The following is a 20,651-nucleotide window of genomic DNA, read 5'->3' as shown; positions in this document are numbered from 1 at the left end:
GAGAGTAAGCAGATTAAAAGATTAAAGAAAATATAAAAAGTGGAGTAGGAACAGTTCCATTTCTCCCTCTCATAAAAGGACAATAAGATGACAAATCAGATCTGGTTAGATGAATATAAGCAATGGAATATAGAAAGTACGATTACATTGCCGGATGAACAAACTTCACTTCTCGATTTTTGGGACAACAGTTTTAATAAGTTCCAGCAAAGAAAGGCTTTTATATTTGCAGATCAATCTTTTTCTTATGCTGAAATCGATTTATATAGTCGACAAGTAGCAGCATTCTTGCAAAGTTTAGGGCTAGAAAAAGGTACACGTGTTGCCGTAATGATGCCCAATATTATTCAGTACCCGATTATTTCACTTGCCGTCATTCGTGCAGGTTACATTCTGGTCAATATTAACCCCCTCTATACAGCACGTGAGTTAAAGCATCAATTAAATGATGCTGGCGCAAAAGTCTTATTTATATTAGAGCAGTTTTTACCTGTTTATGAGGCGGTTAAAGATCAGGTGTCAGTTGAGCAGATTATTACCACCACCATGACTGAAATGTTGGTCGAGCAACCTACTGAATTAGACACCTTAGATTCTAAAAAATACGCTTTTAAGCAAATCTTATTGAAGACAAATGCCCAAGACTATATACGTCCTAAGCTTGTTCTTGGGGATACTGTGCTTTTGCAATATACGGGTGGAACAACAGGTGTCTCCAAGGGCGCAGAATTAACCCATAAAAATATTGTCGCCAACTTATTACAAAATAATGTGGTTTTTAAAAGCTACTTTGGTGACCGAGATGCTTTTGAAGATGAAATAGCGATCTGTGCCTTACCGCTTTATCATATTTTTGGTTTTACTGTCTGTTTATTGCACAGTGCAATGAATAAAGGTTATGCCACTGTTTTGGTTCCAAATCCGCGTGATTTAGACGCTCTCGTGCATTGTTTTGAAAAATATCGTCCTACGGTTTTTCCTGCTGTAAATACTTTATTTAATGCACTACTTAATCATGAAGGCTTTAATAAATTGGACCACAGCCGTTTAGAAATTACCACAGGCGGCGGTATGGCAATTTTGAAATCCACTGCCGATGGATGGGAAAAACTGACAGGACGTATTATCCGTGAAGGATATGGCTTATCAGAAACTTCTCCTGTTGCGCCCTTTACCCCGCCAATCTCTAGTACTTTTAGTGGCACGATCGGTATTCCTGTACCGAGCACGGATATTGCAATTTTGGATGATGAAGGTCACCAATTAGCACCCGGTGAAACTGGAGAAATTGCAATTCGTGGCCCGCAGGTCATGAAAGGTTACTGGAATTTACCTGAAGAAACGAAAGCGGTTATGACTGCTGATGGTTTCTTTAGAACGGGTGATATTGGCTTTATGAATGAAAAAGGCTATACCAAAATTATTGACCGTAAAAAAGACATGATTTTAGTGTCAGGTTTTAATGTTTTTCCAAACGAAATTGAAGAAGTTTTAGCCCAACATCCAAAAATTTTAGAAGTCGCCGTGGTTGGGATTGCAGATGAAAAATCGGGTGAAGTGCCTAAAGCCTTTATTGTCAAAAAAGATGACTCTTTATCGGTTGAAGAAATCCAAAACTATGCAAAAGAAAACCTGACAGGATATAAACAACCACGCTATATTCAATTTATCAATGAATTACCCAAGTCAAATGTGGGTAAAATTTTAAGAAAAGAACTAAAGGTTTAATAAAAACTTTTAATTAAAAACATAAGCGTATGGGAATAGAAGCTCCATAAATAAATGAAAAAAGGAATGAAATTATGGGTTCAGGATTAATTACCGTTTTTTTACCAATTGCACTCGCAATTATTATGGCTGGGTTGGGGCTAGAGGTGACCATAAATGACTTTAAACGCGTACGACAACACCCAAAAGCTGTCTTTATCGCATTATTTTGCCAACTGGTTATTTTAGTCGGTATTGCATTTATTATTTGTAAGGTTCTTGCTTTACCACCCATGCTTGCTGTTGGATTAATGCTCCTTTCTGCGTCACCGGGCGGGCCAACTGCTAACTTATTTAGTTATCTCTATAAAGGAGATATCGCTTTAAATATTACTTTAACGGCTATAAATTCGGTCATTGCTGCCTTTACACTTCCATTAATCGTGAATTTCGCAATACAACACTTTATGGAAAATGGACAAAATGTAGGATTGCAATTCTCTAAAATCATACAAGTTTTTCTTATTATTTTAGTTCCCGTTGGGATCGGGATGTTAGTCCGTCATTTTGCACCGCATACGGCCGAAAAACTCAATAAACCTGTGCGTATCTTTGCTATCGTTTTTCTCGTATCGATCATCATATTAGCAATTGCACGAGATTACCAAAATCTGATGACGTATATTGGACAAATTGGATTGGCAACTTTGCTGTTCTGCGTATGTAGTTTAATGGTTGGCTATTTTGTTCCAAGATTATTGGGAGTAAATAGCTTTCAGGCAAAAGCTTGCGCGTTTGAAATTGGAATTCATAACAGTACTTTAGCCATGACTATTGCTTTTACAGTAATGGCAAGCAGTATGGCCGCTATGCCAGCAGCCGTTTATTCATTATTTATGTACATTGTTGCAGCTATCTTTGGCACATTGTTAAATCGTTTAGAAAAGAAAGAGATCACACAAATATCACCTAAAACATACTCAAAGAATCTTCAGTAATATCTGGCAGATAAAGGTATTTAATTACCACCAGATGTTTTAGTCTGAAATAAAAGAGGAGGCTAATACCTCCTTTTTTAGTCTCAAAATTTAAAATATTTATGGCCGAGTAAGCGCAGTCACAATAAAAAGAAAGCGTTAGAGTGCTGTTATAAAAGCAAATTGTTAAGCCAATATTTAAGGTTTTCCTTAATTATGTAATTAAATGAAAAACAATAATTTAATTAAATAATTTCTAGCCAATTTCACATTGACAGCTCAAATATTGAAGATTACCATTTGCGGGCTGGCCTACATTGCCAGTCGGTTTTGACGGACCGTTTATTCGACCACATCAGGATTATTTCTTCTGAGGAGTAGTCTTGTGTGCGCACCTCGTTCCCTCCCGTAGCGGTAGGACGGGAGTGGGACACTTTCGAGTGTGCTGGATGTCGAAACCAGTCCGTCAACCCGCTTCCGTTCTGCCACCATAATTTATAATGCTTTGGCAGAACTCCCAAAAGAAGGAGTTGGCTATGCACATTCATAAATTATTGGCAGTCACTGTCAAAATCTATCTCGACACAACTTAAAATTTTAAAGCAGTTTGATGGGCCATAGGCTTTTCAGGCTTTAAATCATTACGTCTAAAACTTAGCAACAATAAAACTTGAGATGTGCCAAGCACAGTCTTTACGGCTTTGCTGTGCCTTTTTTTCTCCCAGAAAAGGTACAGGCTTTTTAATCTCTTTTAGAAACAACAAGAATTTATAACGGTAAAACGATGCCAACTTTAGAAAGATCTTCCAAAAAATTACAGGTTATTCATACTGCAATAGAGCTGTTTAATATCTATGGATTTCACAATGCGGGTGTGGACTTAATTGTCAAAAAATCCAAAATTCCTAAAGCCACTTTTTATAACTACTTTCACTCAAAACAGCGACTTATTGAAATGTGCGTATCCTTTCAAAAAAGCAAACTCAAAGAAGAAGTACTGGCAATTATTTACTCAAGCCGTTACCGAACCTCAAGCGATAAACTCAAAGAGATTATTATTTTACATGTCAATTTTAATAGCCTGTACTATCTATTACTTAAAGCCATTTTTGAAACTAAACAGATTTACCCGCAAGCCTACCGTATAGCGCTTGAATATAGAAAATGGCTGCTTAAAGAGCTTTTTGATCTGGTTTTTAGTTTGGAAACTCACGCATTAAAACCAAGTGCTGACATGGTTTTAAATTTGATTGATGGATTGATGTTTCAAATTTTAATCTCAAAGAGTTTGGAGGAAAGGGATGTGGTGGTGGGGAGGTTTTTCAGATAAAAGTTATTCCATTTTTTTAATTTGGGTGATGTAATTAATCTGAGAATTAAGTTTTTAGCAGTTGATTTTAATATGGATTATTGTTCATCTAATTTAGATATTTCTATTAAATTTCTTCAATTATTAGTGCCTATATGTATAACAGGTTTTGTTTATTATATTTGGCATAAACAAAAAAGTAAGGAATTACTTTCTTTAGAAGCAAAAAATTTAATAATAGAGTTTTTTGAATTAAATAAAATTTTCCATGATTTGGAGAAGTTAAACTTTGATAATGTTAAAGATATGCAATTAAGGATAAGAGAGTTTAACTCACATAAGGTTAAAGTTCTTGCTAAATTAATATTTCTACAAAATTGCCTTGGAAATATTGATTTTAAAAATAATGTAGATATTTTTAAAGGAGAGATATGGAAAGTTTCCTTCATTTATGAAGCATATTTTGAAAATGAGGATAATTATGCTGTAACTAAATTCGAATTAGATAAAGCATTACAACCCAAAACAATATTTGATAATGACTTACATCCAATGCTTACTTCTCAAGAGGTTTTACTTGAAGCATGTAAAAAAATTGCTATGTACAGATCTATTTAGTAGTAAATATATGAAGATAAATTTCCATAGAGCTAGAAGAAATTACTATTGTATTTTTATGTTATATTTCTGATTATTAAAAACTAAATTTTAAATCTTATGGATGAACTGATTTCAGCAGCTGCAACAATTCAAGGTGCACAAATTCAAGCTAATTATGCTTTATGGGCTGCTATTGTAAGTGGAGGAGCTTTACTTTTTTCGATATGGTTAACCGCAAGAGCTACTTTAAAAGCACATAAAGCAGATAAGTTAGCAGAAGCTAGAAGAGATATATATTTAGAGCTAATCAGAAATTGGTATAGTTTTATATTGGTTTATAGCTCTTATATAATAATTAAAAATAACGAAGATATAGATAGTCAAAAGAATGAGTTTAAAGATAGATTTGTTGCTTCATACAGACAATTAACAACATCCTTTCATGAATCAAGTTTTATTTCCGAACCAGAAACAAAAGAAAAAATTCTAGATTTCACAATGCAATTTTCAGAAGATTTTTTTTATTTAAATGATGAGATTGATAGGTGGTATGCAAACCCTGAAGAAAGAATGAAAATTCAGTTTGAGTTAATGGATTTCATGAATCAATATGGCCTGAAGGCTATGGATTTACAAAAAGATTTACGTTTGGAAATGGGGGTTAATGAAAATGAAGAGATCAATGAGCGAATTCTGAAAAAGCAAAAAGCTTTTTCAGAAAGAATAAAGGCTAAGATTAAAAAAAGAATGGGAATTGAATAACCAATAAATATTTGCAAGCCTAGCATGTCAAATTTGAAAGCTTAATTTGCCTTACACATTGCTTAAAAAATATACAGAAAACTCTCTGAAACGAGTTGGAACGCTACAAACGCGAATGATACTTTAAGTTTCACTCTTCCCAATAAGTGAGGTGAGCAATGAAATTGTTAGCTTTGATTAGTATGGGAGTTGCAGCGAGTTATTGGTATAAAACTATAAAAGATAGCAAGCCAACTCTTCTAAAACCAACTTTTGATGAAATAGTAAAAAACTTTGTATTAGCAGAATTTAACGCCTAATACATACCGTTAATTTTAATTAAATAAAAAGCTCATCGGAAGGTGGGCTTTTTTTTAATTTATAAATTTCCATAGAAAATTCACTTATATTGTATATTTTTCAATCAATTATAATAAATTAAGTAAAATTAATATATTGTTTTATAATGCTTTTTGTCGGAAAATTTTACCAAAAGTTAAAAAAATCTTTATTTTAAATGAAGAGGTTAATGGAAACCTCTTAAATAAAATAAAGGAAATAAAATGGATATTTTAAAATTAATAGGCGGAAACCTGCTCGCCGTGGCTTTTGTAACGGGAACTCAAACAGCACATGCAGAATTTAAACGGTTTTCTGTATCTGCTGGGTGGTTGCATGTCATGCCACAAGGGAAAGCAAATCCATTCAACATAAATACTGCTGTAGCAAATGGAACCACTGCCAAAGTCGGAACTATTTCTACTTCAGCATTTATGAAATCAATAGACCCTAATGCAACATTATCAACTGGGGAAAATGCCAAAGAAGTTCTCGATATGGTATTTAGTCATCCAGTCGATGAAAACGGCAATCAACAACAATCTGTTGGTCAGTTATTAGGGCTTGTAGATGAAAATGACATGGTTTCGCCAGATATCACGGGTACAGCAACCATTAAAGGACTAGAACAATGGGAAGGTAAAGGCACAGGGCTTGAAGCAGAAGACGTAGACACTCTAGGTTTAATGTTTAATTACTATGTGAATGAGAACGTGTCCTTACAGTTAATCGGTGGGATTCCTCCAAAAGTTGATATTAAGGGGAAAGGAGAAATCAACGCGCCGTTATCTGGTTTTGCAAATCCTGAAGGATTAGCTGCTTTGGTTATAGGGGATAAGCTTGATTTATTACAAGACATTCCAATCACTAATCTTGGTAATAAATCGAAAGCTGCTACGGTACGTGCATGGACTCCAGCATTAGAGGCTCAGTATCAGTTCGGAAAGGCAGGAGTAAATAAATTTCGTCCATATGTTGGTGCTGGAATTATGTATTCACGCTTCTCTAACATTAAGTTAAACGACCAAATTAATTCTGACTTAATTGCTGCGGGGCATATGATTCAGAATGTACTAGATAACAATGCAGGTGCAGCGTTAGATGGCAAAACTTCAAGTGCAAACCCTTATGTTCGAGTTAAAACGACTGATGCGATTGCACCAATTGTGAGTCTAGGAGCTACTTATGACATCACGCCAAATTGGTATGCTGTTGGTTCAGTGTCCTATGCAAAGTTAAATAACCGTGCAAATATTGATGTGATTGATAGCAAAACAGGTAAACAGTTAATTCATGCCTCAACCAAAGTTGATATTGATCCCTTAATTACATATCTAGGTGTAGGTTATCGCTTTTAATATCCTCATTTAAATATAATTTATCGTTTAGGAAACTTTACGATTTACTCTAACCTATTTGCTGAAATAGAAAAGCCCTGCTAAATATTTATTATTGGTGGGGTTTTTACTTTTAAAAATGATATTAAACCTATAAGATATATCTTCTGAAAAATAAAGAAAATATTATATTATGAAAGCTATTTTACTATTTTTAGTTTTTGCTATTTCAAATACTGTTGTGCTTGCAGATAATAAAAATGATTTAAAGTCAGAGCCTAAATATGCCTATGCTGAAGTTTTGATTAAACTTTATCAAGATGGACGACATGAAGAGTATTTAAAAAAAAGTAGTGGATTTCAACATTTAGATGAAAAAATACTTAAGGCTGTAAAGGAAGCTAAGTTCAAGCCATTAACAAATAAAAATATAGATCATCTCTATCTAACACAGCCTTTTAACATTGAACTTAGCGATACTGAAATAAAAAAAGATTAAAGTATTGTTTTAGGTAAGAATTTGTTAATAATAATCGCTTTATAAATTTTTAAGTGTTTGAACTTTGAAAAATATTTACTCCTGAAGATTGATAAAAATACATGTTTATAGAATTTAAAGATTTAAAGAAAAAACGGTACATTGCTTTACTAACTATAGTTTTTCTTATTTTTAGTGGTGGGTATTTAGTTGTTAACAATAAGGGAAATATTCAAAGAGTTGAATCAGTGATATATACTGATAAAGCTATAAGTGAGAAATTTGGACAAATTAAAAGTTATAGTATCCGTAGTTTTGGGTCGGACCATTATTCTAGTCCTAAGCGACCAGCTTACTCTTATAAGGTTGATATAACTGGTGAGAAAGCTGATGGGATAGTTGAAATTGATATGAGAAAAGAGCAAGAACAGCTTAAATATCTATATACGATTAAAATTACGGATGTAAGTCCTCATAGTTTTCGTATAAGAATAGCAAAACATTGATACACCTTAGTCTTTAAGATTTGTTATAAATCAAAAACTAATTCTGCCAATACGGTGTGTCTCCATAGATTTCTGCAAAATAATCTATCACAGCTCTAATGTTGAGTGGTGGATGGCGGACATTGGGATAAATGGCTGCGATATGCTGGGGTTGTGATTTAATCGCGACTTCATATTCAGGTAAAAGCTTGATTAAGTGTCCTTGTTTTAAAGCTTCGCCAATCAGCCAATCAGGAAATAAAACAATCCCCATGCCATGAAGCGCAGCCGTCATTAAACTCTCGGCATTGTTTGAAGACAGCAAGGGAGTAATTGGATAATGTACCCATTCTTCATTGGACTTTCTCACTAACCAGCGGTTAGGACCTTCAAAACCTTTATATACAAGGCATTTGTGCTGATTAAGTTCTGTTGGGTGATCAAGCGTACCGTATTTGGCAACATACTGAGGAGATGCTGCCAAATGGTATTTTTGTGTACCAAAAATACGTGCATGAAATGATGAATCAATCAGTGCACCAATACGAAATATTAAATCTGTGCTTTCGCGTAATGGGTCTATAAATTCATCGGTTTGTATTAGTTCTATTAGAAGCCTTGGATAACGCTCTGATAAACCCGCCAACCATGGTGCAATATGCCGTTGACCAAAAAACACAGGGGCATTAATTCGGACGAGTCCCGATGGTTCTATAGTTTTATCTTGTAAAGCCTTTTGAGCTTCATCAAATTGTTCGGTAATTCTTTTTGCATATTCAAAAAATAATTTGCCCGATTCGGTGGGTGTGATTGCTCGTGTATTTCGGTAGAAAAGTTGCTGTCCCAACGCATCTTCAAGCTGCTGGATGGTTCGAGAAATCATGGAGACAGACACATCTTCTTTACGTGCTACATTTGAGAAGTTTTGAGCATTGTAAACACTAATAAAGAAGCGAAGCGTGCGTATATCAATCGAATTTGTTAAATTCATTTGTGCAATTTCTGCAAAAGTGATTCATGGATTATGCTGTTTTTCTGATGAATTGGCTACCTTAGTATTCGTTGCCTAGATACAGATGAGGCAATGTAGATGCAAATTCTATTACTACTCCTAACCATTTTAGGGGGAATGGGGCTATCGGTCGAAGCAGGGCTTTTAGGACCGTTAGGAAAGGAAGTAGGTGAGTTATGGGCCACCTTTAGTATTTTTGGTGTGGGTGCAGCACTTACCTTTTTACTCATGCTGTTTTTTAGTCCACGTAATAGTCCTTCATTTTTTACACTTCCATCTTGGAAATTACTGGGTGGCGTTTTGGGTCCTGCTTACGTCATTATTTTGACCATTACCACTCCAATTATTGGTATTGCCATGACCATGATTGGCATTTTAGCGGGTCAGGTGTCTAAAAGTCTGATCATCGACCACTATGGTTTGTTGGGGACTCCGCGTCGAAAGGTTGACCGTAAACGAATATTGGCACTCATCTTTATTGTTGCTGCACTTGTACTTGTCGCAAAAGCATAGGAGACCCGCATGACAATTTTAATGATTCTTCTCGCCGTCATCGGTGGTGCTTTATTGAGTGTACAGGCCGCAATTAATGGTCAACTTGGAGCAAAAGTTGGTGTTTTCCGTAGTGCTTTTTTGACTTTCTCGGTCGGTGCTTTAATTACGGCTCTTCTTATTTTTTACTTTGAACCGAAACACACCTTAACCTTGTTAGATGTTCCTAAATGGCAGTTGTTGGGTGCTATGTGTGGAGTGCCTTATATTGTCATTATGGTATTGGCCGTACAAAGAATTGGAGCTGCGGTTGCTACGGTGGCAGTAATTTTTGGGCAACTTTTGATGAGTATCTTGATTGATAACTTTGGCTGGTTTGGTAATGAAATGCTTCCTTTTTCACTGTATCGATTAGGAGCGTTAATTTGCTTAGGGATTGCTTTATATTTTATTTATTCAAGCAGTAAGGATAAAAGGTAGAAGGGTAATAAAAGCTTAAGATTGAAATTAATATAGGTCTCATTGTTAGTCGTAAAGCCCACTAATAATGAGGCTATGCTTCATATTTTAAGTACTTTGATAAATGAAAGAAGTTGCTGTCGAGAGAGAAAGACTCTTTAGTTCTAATCAGTGAAAAAGCATATCTTGAATATAAAAATGCGATATTTGAGCTTAATACATTAAAAAACAAAGATTTTTAACCACCAACAATCCGCTTCTCAAGCATCTCCATAAAGTTGTTTAGTAATTCAGCTTTATATTCAAATGAATTAAATAAAAGTAGAGGTTTGTGAATCTTTTGTAAGAGATTAATTAAAGTAATTGATTTTAAAAATAATTTATATTGTAGCGAAGATTAATAATATTGTAGAAATTTTTCTATCTAAGATCATCTAGATGCTAACAAGATCTTCACCAATTCTAAAGAATATAGCTTAAATAGAAGAAGATTACTTAATTCTGATAAATTTCATATTATTCAAATATAAAGAAAAATTGAATAATATGTTTTTTTGTGTAAAATAAAGTTCTTATATGTACAATTCTGTATATGAGATGTTAACTAGAAATTTTATAACCTCTTCTATTATTCTTTTTGCGGGTTTTCACCAATATGTCTATGCCATCGAAGATGTTTCTTTGCCCAGTCAGGTGCTTCAAGATCAACGTTTAAAAGAGCTTAACCAGCAATTACAAGGCCAGATTTCTCAGCAAACTCCTTACCAAAACACCAAGCCATTACAGGACTTTAAGCGTCTGGTTGTTGAAGAAAGCCCATGTGTAGCGGTTAAAGAAATTACTCTTATCCCTTTAATTGGTCAGTCGGAATCTGACTTACAGCAATTTAACTTTGTGGTTAAAGCCATAAAAAAACACCCACAGAATATTTTGGATAAATGTATTGGTACCCAAAGTTTACATAACATCGTGAACTATGCCCAAAACGAACTTTTAAAAAAGGGTTTTATTACCAGTCAAATTGTCGTGAGTCCGCAAGACTTAAATCAGGGTAATTTAAACCTGAGTGTGCAAATCGGTCGCTTAAATAAGATTGTTATACAAGAAGGGAAAATTTCATCATTACAGATTAAGACAGGCTTGCCCTTTAAAGCGGGCGACATTGTGAATCTAAAAAGGCTCGATCAGGGACTAGAAAACCTGAAACGTGTCTATGTGGTAGATATGCAAATTACTCCCGCAACTGCTCAAGATAAAGAATTAACGGGCCATAGCGATTTAATACTCAAACTTCAACCACTACAAAAAGTTAATTTCAATTTAAGTGTAGATGACTCTGGTAATCAGGACACTGGTATCCATATGGGAAATATGGGGTTAGGTGTCAATAACCCATTTCATTTAAATGATATTTTATCGCTAAACGTGGGTCATTCTTTAGATGACTTCCATGAGGACTTAAACCGAAGTTACTTTATTAGTTATCAGTTGCCTGCTGGTTATTATGATTTAGGTCTTAGCTATAATGACTATCAATACAAGCAAACAGTCTTAGGGGGGAATGGTCCACTGCTTTACCATGGCAACAGTCAGCAAGCCAACCTGAATTTATCTCGTGTCATTAGCCGTAGTGGACAACATAAAACCAGTGTCTATGGAAAGATTTATCATAAGGAAAGCCAAAGTTTTATTGATGATATTGAAATTAATGTCTTACACCGAAGAACCTCAGGCTGGAATTTAGGGTTTCAGCACCGTCAATATTTAGGAAATGCAGTATTAGACGGCAGCATCGATTACCGTCGTGGGATGGGAGTAGGTGCCCGAACTGCACCAGAAGAAAACATTACCGATGTTTATGGAAACCATCTTCCTGTTGAAGGTTACTCCCGTGCTCCACTTTTAAGTGCCGATTTACGCTTTAGCACACCATTCCTTTTGCTCGAAAAACCCGCCCAATACCGTCTTAACTGGCGTGGACAATATGCACCTAAAATTTTAGTACCGAATGACCGCTTCTATATTGGTGGGCGCTATAGCGTGCGAGGTTTTGATGGTGAGCTCATGCTTTCCGGAGATAACGGGCAGTATCTACAGCAAGAAATCAGCTTGAATGCACCAATTCCTAATACCCAGTTTTATATGGCAGTCGATCAGGGCTGGGTCAATGGTCGCAATAGCATACCGGGTCAGCGTTATTTACTCGGAAGCGTTTTAGGGCTACGTACTTATCAAAATAGTTTTTATCTGGATGCCTTTACAGGTCGGGGGCTGATCGCACCTGACAGCATAAAAAAAGACTGGGTTACCGGTTTTAGTATCAACCTTTCTTATTAATTTACTTTAGAAAAGACTTTATTCATGAACAAGAATAGTTATCGCATTATTTATAGCAAAGCACGTCAAATGTTTGTGGCCGTGGCCGAAAATGTACGAAGCCAGACCAAGACATCGGGTCAAAGTGAAGCAAGTGCCCAGAGCAATATTGATAACACTGAATCTCAGGCATTTCATCAACTTTGGCAAGTGAAAGCACTGGTTGCCAGTATAAGTTTGTGGATGCCTTTAGCACCTGTCTATGCGGGTATTGTAGCGGATAGTGCTGCAAATGCTGCGAATAGAGCAGTGATTGGTGCTGGTAAGAACTCAGCTGGTACAGTCGTTCCTGTCGTTAATATTCAAACTCCAAAAAATGGGATATCCCATAATATTTATAAACAGTTTGATGTACTGGCTGAAGGTGCCGTCCTGAATAACAGCCGTCAAGGTGCTACCACAAAAACAGTAGGAAACGTTGCAGCCAACCCATTTTTAGCCACAGGCGAAGCGCGAGTTATTTTAAATGAAGTAAATTCATCAGCCGCTTCACGTTTTGAAGGGAACTTGGAAGTTGCCGGGCAAATGGCAGATGTGATTATTGCCAACCCGTCTGGTATTAGCATTAAAGGTGCTGGCTTTATTAATGCCAACAAGGCAATTTTTACCACAGGTAAACCTCAGTTAAATGTTGATGGCAGTATCAAGCAGTTTACGATTGACCAAGGAAAAATTACGGTTTCAGCGAACCCTAATTCTAAATTTGGTTTGGGGGGAAATAATAATGATGCAAATTATGTAGACCTCTATGCGCGTGCATTAGAGCTTAGTGCTGAACTACGTGCCAAAAATGATATTCAGATCATTGCTGGGGCGAATAATGTCAGTGCAGATCTACAGGATGTTACAGCTAAAACTGGCACAGGAACCGCACCGACATTGGCTGTAGATGTTAAAGCTTTGGGTGGGATGTACGCCAATAATATCTATTTGATGGGAACTGAAAAAGGTTTGGGCGTGACTAACGCAGGGACTATTCAGGCAGTCAACAATCTGGTGATTACCAGTGCCGGAAAAATTGAGCACAGCGGTACAATCAGTTCGACCAGTAAAACTCAAAGTTTAGTGAACATACAAACAACGGGTACTGGTACAGCTGCTGATATCAATTCATCAGGCAGTATCAACAGTAATAGCATGTTAAATATTGATTCAGGTAATAACCTGAATGTAAATGCTAAAGAAATTATTATTAATAACGGCAGTCTGGCTTCATCACCTTTAATCGTTAATGCCAAAGGTAATATCAATCTGGCTGCTGATACCCGCATTATGGATGACTCACAAGGTGGAGATGTCTATATTGATGCAGCGAATATCAATCTTGCCGCTGGGTCAGAACTCAAAAGTAACCGTGGTACAGCAACCATACAAGTACAAAAAGACTTGGTTGCAGCCAAAGGCGCAAAACTGATTGCTGCCAAAGATTTAAATGTTTTAAGTAATGGTAAGTTATCACTTACAGAGAATCATATACAGGCATCTTTAGGTTCAATCAACTTACAAGCAAATTCGGCTAATACCCAAAATATCATTGATCTTCAAGGTGGAACGATTTATGCGGGTAAAGATTTAAACCTTTATAGTTCAGGAGATCTAAACCTAAAGAATCTTGGATTTTCACTTGAAAACGCTGCAACACGTGTTAAAAACATTAAAGCCTATAGTGGACGTGATCTGGTCTGGAACAATGCTGACAAGGCACTTCCACTTATTACGGGCATGGTTCAGCTTGATGCAGCCAATAATTTAATCGTTACGGCAAAAGAAATCTCGAATAAAGACAGTATTCAACTACATGCCAATCAAATAACACTCAATAGTGAACTGACTTCACAAAAGAATATTGATGTGAGTTCTGAAATTGCTGATCTTGTTTTAAGTCAGGCACTCAAGGCTCAAGGTGATATTAATCTAACTGCACTTGCTGGTGGAGTTACTGCAAATAGCTTAAAGGCCACATCTTCGGCTGGAAAGATTTCTATACTCGCAAATAAAAATATAAATTTAAACTCGACCCAGACAACCAAGGCGATACCTTCAGCTGATAAAGATGAACTAACAACTGATCAGTCCGTTATTAGTGGTTTAAAAGGCGTAACGCTTGGCTCGATTGGTGATGGCACTGTTAACTTGCAATCGGTACAAGTTAATGCGAATCAGGGTGATATATTAGTTTCGAGTAATAATGGAATAAATCTAAAGGCGAATACCGATGTAGTCGTTACTGGAGATACGGGTCGATTTAAAACGGTAAATAATGTTCTAAAGGGAAAAACCGTTTCGATAGAAAATAGCAAATCTGATATTAAAATCCAAAATACAGACCTCAGCTCGACTGTTGGTAAACTTGCGATCAATAGTAGAGCAGGTATGAGTACAATTATCGATAGCGTATTAACGTCAAAAGGTAATACGGAACTCTATGCAAAAGATTTACTGACTTTACAGGGCGTGAATGCTACATCCGATCAGCATCTGGCGGTAAGCTCTGGTCGTACAGTTTATAGCAATGCTGAGTATACGCCAGCGACCAAATGGATTGCGGATAAAGTAACAAACTTAACGTCTAAAGGGGTAACCTCTGTAACGGCTACAGGAAACCAAGTATTACAAAATACAAATTTAACCGGTGGGGCTGTTTTATTAGAGGCGGGGGGGTTTTTTTTTTGTCAGACTGGGTTGAACTTGAATGCGGTCGGAAGTGATTTACTTAAGAATGATACAAAGTTAAATAGCCTGAATGGTGACTTAACAATTCAAACCAATTCTAACTTAACCATTGACCCAAAAGTTTATAGCCTAAAGGCGGTAGGTGATATTGAACTTGTTTCTAAAACGGGTACTTTGAGCTTAAAAGGCTATGAAGGAGCTAAAGGAAATGGATCGGAACAAGTTGTTAAGTTGGATACAGCAAATGGCGGTATCAATTTAGAAGGTGCTAAAGTTGATATTCAAGGTTCACAGTTAACAGCACAGAAAGATATTAAGATTGTTAGTACTAAAGAGGACGTTTTCATTAGTGGAATTAAAAATACTTTAAATAAACAATCTTCAACTAAGTACCTTAATAATTTGAAGATTGTTAAAACAGATTTGCAAAAAGAAAATGATAAATTAGCTGCTGATCCAGAATATATCCAACTTCTAGATATTTTAAAAAAACGATTACACAGTGCCAATGAACTGGGGCTCAATGTAAGTGAGGCTAAAAAATTAGCAGAAAGCTTAGAGCGTAAATATTTAGTCAAAATTGAAATTAGCGGAACTACAAACGGACCAATGCTGCCTCAATTAGGTGCATGGGTGTTAGGGAAAATTACAATTCTTTACCCACAAGAAATAAATGATATTGATAAAGCGATAACCCTATATAGTCAATCGCTGACAGGATATGAACATGCGCAACCAATACTAAGATCTAATAATAATGATATTAATATTGCTGCTGCAAAAGGAGTAAGTATTAGCGGGGCAATGATTGATTCAGCAAAAGGCCAAGTTAATATTGAGGCTATGGGTACTTTAAATGGTGAGACATATAATATCCAAGGCATATACAATAGTGATAAAGAAAATAGTGTTAAGCAAGGAACAATTCAAAGTTCAATAATTATTGATGCACTTCAAGATTCATATGAATTTGCTAAACCTACAGATACTAATTATTCATGGCGTAGTCCTGTTAACCCTACCGAAATTAATGGTTATAAAGGAGTAAAAATCAAAGCAACTGGTCAGCAGAAGACAGACAATTTAGTTTTACAAGGGGTAAGGATTGATTCAGCAAATAGTGTTAATATTGAAGCTAATAAAAATATTATTTTTGATGTAGCAATTGATAATAGTTATGACAAAAGTGAACAAACTGAAACTCAAAAGAAATGGTATGGTAAAAAAACACGAATTACCACTGTTAAAACATCAAATAAATCTTTAGGGATATCAGTTGACATCGTAGCTAAGGATATCAATATTCGTAGTGAAGGAAAAAATACTGCGGAAATGAAAGGGAAAGATCGTACTAGTATTGATATGTATTCAAGTAACTTAACGGCTAATGGGGGGAAAGTTACAATTCAAGCTGGTGGTGATTTAAATTTCCTTACAGCCGATGATGTTAGACAGGAAACAACAGATATTACGAAGAAAAAAACTTGGGTTGGCATTAAATATAATGATAGTAAAAGTACAAATACACGTGATATTAAATCAGAAATTCCTGCGGTTTTAACGGCTGATTATATTACAACTAAATCTGGTTTTGATACCCGACTTAAAGGAACTGAGTTTAATTATCTTGAAGGAGCAACCATAGAAGCGGGCGGAACAATTCAGCTCGAAGGAGCTTCCTCTACAGTTAGTGAAACTCTAAAAAAAGAAAAAAACTCTGTAGTCTGGCAGTCAATGCAAGATAAAGGTTCAATTACTGAAACTGCTCAATTACCAAGTTTTAATGGGCCAGTTTTACCTACCTTTAAAGCTACAGGTGGTTTGAGTGTGCAAGTTCCAATTAGTGAAAAAGATGCTAATAAGGTAGAGCTACGTGATGCGATTCTTGATTTATCTAAAAAACCAGGAAACGAATATTTAAAAGAATTAGTAAATCGAAAAGATGTAGATTGGCAAAAAGTTTTACTAACTCAAAAAGACTGGGACTATAAACAAGAAGGTTTAACTGGAGCTGGTGCAGCGATTATTGTAATTATTGTAACTATTCTTACTTCAGGAGTAGGTACAGGGCCAGCAGCTGCAGCAGGTGGTGGTATTAGTTGGGGCTCCATGGGAACAGCAGCCCTCACAAGTTTAAAAACACAAGCAGTAATATCTCTAGTTAATAATAAAGGTGATATTGGTAAGACATTAAAGGATTTAGGTTCTAAAGATACTGTAAAAAACATGGCTGTTGCTGCAGTTACACAATTTGCAATGGATGGGATAAATACTACATGGAGCAATACGTTAAGTTCGACAGGGATTACGCCAAATAAATTTACTAATTTTATTAATGATACTGCACAAGTAGTTGGTAAGTCTTTAGTAGAGACAGGGATACAGGGAGGTAGTTTTTCAGAAGTACTTGAAGGTAATTTCTTAAACTTACTAAGTAAAACTCTTCAAGCAAACTTATCGACTCAGATTAAAGTATTTGAAAGTAATACCCTTGATACAAATTATGTTATTCATAAGGTTTTACATGGTCTAGCTGGTTGTGCTAGCGCCTCAATCCAAAATAAGGATTGCGGAAGTGCTGCATTTGGTTCTGCATTTGGAGAGATAATAGCTGAGCAATTAGAGGCCCCAGACCCTAATTTGACATTAGATGAGTTTCAGAAGCAGCAGGCTAAACTCAGAGAGTTATCCAAATTAGTCGTAGCGGGTGTAGCTGCTTATACTGGTTTAGATACTAATATAGCAACACAATCTGCTGAAATCGCAATAGCTAATAATAGACAGTTACATAATACAGAGAAAGTAATTTTAAGAAATGAAGCTAAAAAATTAATGCAACAAAATACATCAGGTACAGAAGAATACTGGTATCAAATATTACAAATGGTTGCCTTTGCAGAGGTAGATGCGAGAGGACGAAATTTTAAAAATGAAACAATTAAGGGATGGGTATTAGCTAGCGAGAATAATCAATATTTCGGGAGCGGCACACTTGAAAAACAACTTAAAGATCTCGAGACTGCACAGAAAATTGTAAAACAGTATCAAAATTCGAATCTTATATTGAAGAATGGAAAAACTGAAGTAATTGATTTTTCTACTAATAAACCACTAAAAGTGTTTTTATCAACAAATGAACAATTTAATGATCCAACAAAAATAACAGGTAGTGATTATTATATTAATCCAGATTTAATTAAAAATAATCGAATAAAAATTACTGTCCCAGATGAGTTAAAAGCATTTGCTCAAAGCACAACTAATTATATACAGAACCATGGTACAGGAAAAATTGTTCCAGACTATACCGAACAGAACTTTATTGGGGTTGGTGTAGGAAGTGTTGCTTCAAAATTTCTCTCAGTATTTGGTGTGCAAGCTAGTAAAGCTGCTTTACAGCGTTTAGGAGTACAAGATTTAAAAGGAACAGCTTTAACGGAGTTAAATGAAATAAGAAGTTTTCTAGCTAAAAATAAAATTGAAGCTCAACAGCAAGGCATTATTCCTTTTCTAAAATCTTCTGCACAAGCAGAGGATCTATCTATTGCAACGGCTAAAGTTACTAATAGTGGTGGTGTTAAGCACTATCTCGCAGTGAATTCCGATAAATGGCATGGGAATGCGCCAGATCAAGTAACAATTAATAATGTTACTTATCAAGTTATTCGTAAGGACAACCCTGATATTCTGCCTAATATGCCAAATGGTGATCAATTTAATGGAAATCATGCAGAAAAAAAATTAATGGCTTATTTAATGGAGCATAATTCGAAGCAGCCTACAAGTATCGTTCTTAATATTCAAAATACTTCTGCTAGCTCTTTGGGTGCTTGTCAAGGATGTGGTAGCACAATTAACATGTTTGTTGAAAAAAACGCTAACTTTTCAATGTTAGTTAACCATGGTTCGACACGTAGAAATCCATAAGGAATTTTTTATGAATCAATTAATAAAAATGCTGTCTTCAATTAGATCTCAAAGAAATAATTTTATTGAATATTTAGATCGGATTGAAGGTTATTCTGAAAAAGAAATTATTGAAATTGAAAAGTTAAATAATATTTCTGTGCATGGTCAATTGAAAGAGTTGCTAACAACTATGGGTAAATGTTCAGGGGGATTGATTTTTGGTGATAATTTTTACATATATAGATATTATAGAAATGCTGGATTTAATATACAAAGGCAAAAAAATTTAATGGCTGATGAGGAACTTGCTATCAATTATAGAGAGAATGGTGAGAAATTAAATTTAGCTGAAGAACAATATTTTGAGATTTGTGGTGAGAATGAACATGCTAATATTTTCTTCATGTATACAAAGGATATTAATGATATTGTTTATGAGTGGGATGAAAACAATAATACAGTAAAAAAATTTGGAACATTATTTGATTATTTAATAAGATATAGAAAGAAATTAGGTTTTTACTCTAGTCAAGGAACTGTTAGGGGTGATGAAGAGTCAAATTTATTTGCAGAGTTAACAACAGGGCGATTATTATATAAAAATTAATTAATTTAAAATTAAATAAGTATATTAGGAATTAATAATTCCTAATATACTTATTTTTAATATTTTATTTTGAATTAAGTAAGAAAAAATGGAATAAGATAAATTAATTTAATCGTTTTATCATAAAAATAGTAAAGATTTTTAACTCGCAACAATCCGCTTCTCAAGCATCTCCATAAAGGTTTTTAAAATAATATTATGATTTTTGCCCTTGTGAGTAATTAAACAAATAGGTGTGCTGTAATGCATTTTTTTCTTTGAAACAGCTTGCATAAAACCATCTTCAACCCATTTTTTTGCATAGTGGTCGGGTAAAAAACCTAAAAATTTTCCAGTTAAAATCAGAAATGCGATGCCTTCACGGTCACTTGCTGTCGCTTTACAGTCTAAAAGCTGATGCAACTTTGCTGCTTCTGGTGTGATGGCATAATTAGGAAGGACTGCTTGCCATTTTTTCAACTCATCTAGATTCATATTGCTGCACTGGCTAAACAAGGGATGATTTTTGCCACAGTACAAAAATGAACTTTCACTATATAAATCGAAATAGTCTAGACCAGACAAAGGCGTAACAAGTGGAATAACACCTGCATGTAAACGGTTATCGAGCACACGGCATTCAATATCTGACAAAGTACTCATACTGATATTAATAATAACCTCGGCATGTTCCTCTGCAAGTTGGGTCAACGTATTGGTGATATAACCTCTTGGCATCGTCACAAGATTATTAATAATTCCGATATTAAACTCACCCTTAAGACGGTTATGCATTTGGTTAACTTTAGAACGGAAGTCTTCAATCGCTGCCGTAAGTACTTCGATATATTCTAAAATTTCCCGTCCTTCGTCGGTCAGGGCAAAACCTGCGCGACCACGTTGGCATAGTCGAATGCCCAAACGATTTTCTAAATCACTCATATGCAAACTAATTGCAGAACGGCTAATGCCAAGAATGCTTTCTGCAGATGTAAAACTATGACAGTCGCAAACCGTTTTAAATATTTTAAGTAATTTAATATCAAAATCAGTGACTTGATTTAATTTTTTAGGTTTCATTTAGTTTTGTTTTTTTAAATCTAAACTCAAGATAATTTGAATTTATCAAACTTATCACGCTATGTACACTCAAACCATAATTTGAAAATAA

Annotated in this window: 16 protein-coding genes and 1 pseudogene; 15 read left to right on the top strand and 2 right to left on the bottom strand. The window is 35.2% G+C overall.

Annotation, left to right across the window (positions count from 1 at the left end; translation table 11 throughout):
* The first annotated feature begins 87 nt into the window (after window positions 1-87).
* From J690_RS07660 to J690_RS07625, 9 genes are all read left to right on the top strand, one after another.
* Window positions 88-1,728 carry an AMP-binding protein gene (locus tag J690_RS07660; RefSeq protein ID WP_032035185.1) on the top strand — a complete coding sequence of 547 codons (1,641 nt, stop codon included), beginning with the start codon at window positions 88-90 and terminating at the stop codon, window positions 1,726-1,728.
* 74 nt (window positions 1,729-1,802) lie between these two features.
* Entirely contained in the window at window positions 1,803-2,705 is a 903-nt protein-coding gene (locus J690_RS07655; RefSeq protein ID WP_032035183.1) for a bile acid:sodium symporter family protein, read from the top strand.
* Window positions 2,706-3,468: 763 nt separating this feature from the next.
* The gene (locus tag J690_RS07650; protein WP_032035182.1) at window positions 3,469-4,014 is read left to right on the top strand and encodes a TetR/AcrR family transcriptional regulator; all 546 of its coding nucleotides are present in this window, start codon (window positions 3,469-3,471) and stop codon (window positions 4,012-4,014) included.
* Between the two features lie 72 nt (window positions 4,015-4,086).
* Window positions 4,087-4,611, top strand: coding sequence for a hypothetical protein (locus tag J690_RS07645; RefSeq protein ID WP_032035181.1), 525 nt, complete (start codon window positions 4,087-4,089; stop codon window positions 4,609-4,611).
* A 99-nt stretch (window positions 4,612-4,710) separates the two neighbouring features.
* Window positions 4,711-5,355: a hypothetical protein gene (locus J690_RS07640; protein ID WP_032035179.1), complete on the top strand. Its 645-nt coding sequence runs from the start codon at window positions 4,711-4,713 to the stop codon at window positions 5,353-5,355.
* 158 nt (window positions 5,356-5,513) lie between these two features.
* Window positions 5,514-5,654 (top strand): hypothetical protein, encoded by a 141-nt coding sequence (locus J690_RS23685; RefSeq protein ID WP_032035178.1) that lies wholly within the window; start codon window positions 5,514-5,516, stop codon window positions 5,652-5,654.
* 243 nt (window positions 5,655-5,897) lie between these two features.
* Complete coding sequence (locus J690_RS07630) at window positions 5,898-7,031, top strand: OmpW/AlkL family protein (protein WP_032035176.1); 1,134 nt, start codon at window positions 5,898-5,900, stop codon at window positions 7,029-7,031.
* A gap of 172 nt (window positions 7,032-7,203) precedes the next feature.
* On the top strand, window positions 7,204-7,509 hold the full coding sequence (locus J690_RS0104070) for a TonB family protein (protein WP_050688032.1): 306 nt from the start codon (window positions 7,204-7,206) through the stop codon (window positions 7,507-7,509).
* 101 nt (window positions 7,510-7,610) lie between these two features.
* Window positions 7,611-7,994 (top strand): hypothetical protein, encoded by a 384-nt coding sequence (locus J690_RS07625; protein WP_032035172.1) that lies wholly within the window; start codon window positions 7,611-7,613, stop codon window positions 7,992-7,994.
* A 37-nt stretch (window positions 7,995-8,031) separates the two neighbouring features.
* Here J690_RS07625 and J690_RS07620 read toward each other — a convergent pair whose 3' ends face one another.
* Window positions 8,032-8,964: a LysR family transcriptional regulator gene (locus tag J690_RS07620; RefSeq protein WP_032035170.1), complete on the bottom strand. Its 933-nt coding sequence runs from the start codon at window positions 8,962-8,964 to the stop codon at window positions 8,032-8,034.
* A gap of 99 nt (window positions 8,965-9,063) precedes the next feature.
* Here J690_RS07620 and J690_RS07615 point away from each other — a divergent pair, with 99 nt between their 5' ends.
* The 6 genes and pseudogenes from J690_RS07615 (at window position 9,064) to J690_RS07595 (ending at window position 19,501) form a co-directional block, all read left to right on the top strand.
* Window positions 9,064-9,498, top strand: coding sequence for a DMT family transporter (locus J690_RS07615; protein WP_032035169.1), 435 nt, complete (start codon window positions 9,064-9,066; stop codon window positions 9,496-9,498).
* 9 nt (window positions 9,499-9,507) lie between these two features.
* Window positions 9,508-9,957: a DMT family transporter gene (locus tag J690_RS07610; protein ID WP_032035168.1), complete on the top strand. Its 450-nt coding sequence runs from the start codon at window positions 9,508-9,510 to the stop codon at window positions 9,955-9,957.
* 113 nt (window positions 9,958-10,070) lie between these two features.
* A complete protein-coding gene (locus tag J690_RS23680) occupies window positions 10,071-10,178 on the top strand; it encodes a prevent-host-death protein (protein ID WP_079854269.1) in 108 nt (35 codons plus the stop codon).
* A 355-nt stretch (window positions 10,179-10,533) separates the two neighbouring features.
* The gene (locus J690_RS07605) at window positions 10,534-12,273 is read left to right on the top strand and encodes a ShlB/FhaC/HecB family hemolysin secretion/activation protein (RefSeq protein WP_032035166.1); all 1,740 of its coding nucleotides are present in this window, start codon (window positions 10,534-10,536) and stop codon (window positions 12,271-12,273) included.
* Between the two features lie 24 nt (window positions 12,274-12,297).
* Window positions 12,298-17,562 (top strand): annotated as a pseudogene (locus tag J690_RS07600) (two-partner secretion domain-containing protein); the annotation flags it as partial.
* 1,360 nt (window positions 17,563-18,922) lie between these two features.
* Window positions 18,923-19,501, top strand: coding sequence for a hypothetical protein (locus J690_RS07595; protein ID WP_032035162.1), 579 nt, complete (start codon window positions 18,923-18,925; stop codon window positions 19,499-19,501).
* Between the two features lie 141 nt (window positions 19,502-19,642).
* Here J690_RS07595 and J690_RS07590 read toward each other — a convergent pair whose 3' ends face one another.
* Complete coding sequence (locus J690_RS07590; protein WP_032035160.1) at window positions 19,643-20,560, bottom strand: LysR family transcriptional regulator; 918 nt, start codon at window positions 20,558-20,560, stop codon at window positions 19,643-19,645.
* Between the last annotated feature and the right edge of the window lie 91 nt (window positions 20,561-20,651).

This window comes from Acinetobacter sp. 742879 (assembly GCF_000588535.1).
GTDB lineage: Bacteria > Pseudomonadota > Gammaproteobacteria > Pseudomonadales > Moraxellaceae > Acinetobacter > Acinetobacter pittii.
Note: the sequence above shows the minus strand (reverse complement) of the source record. Positions and strands in the feature narration are given on the sequence as shown.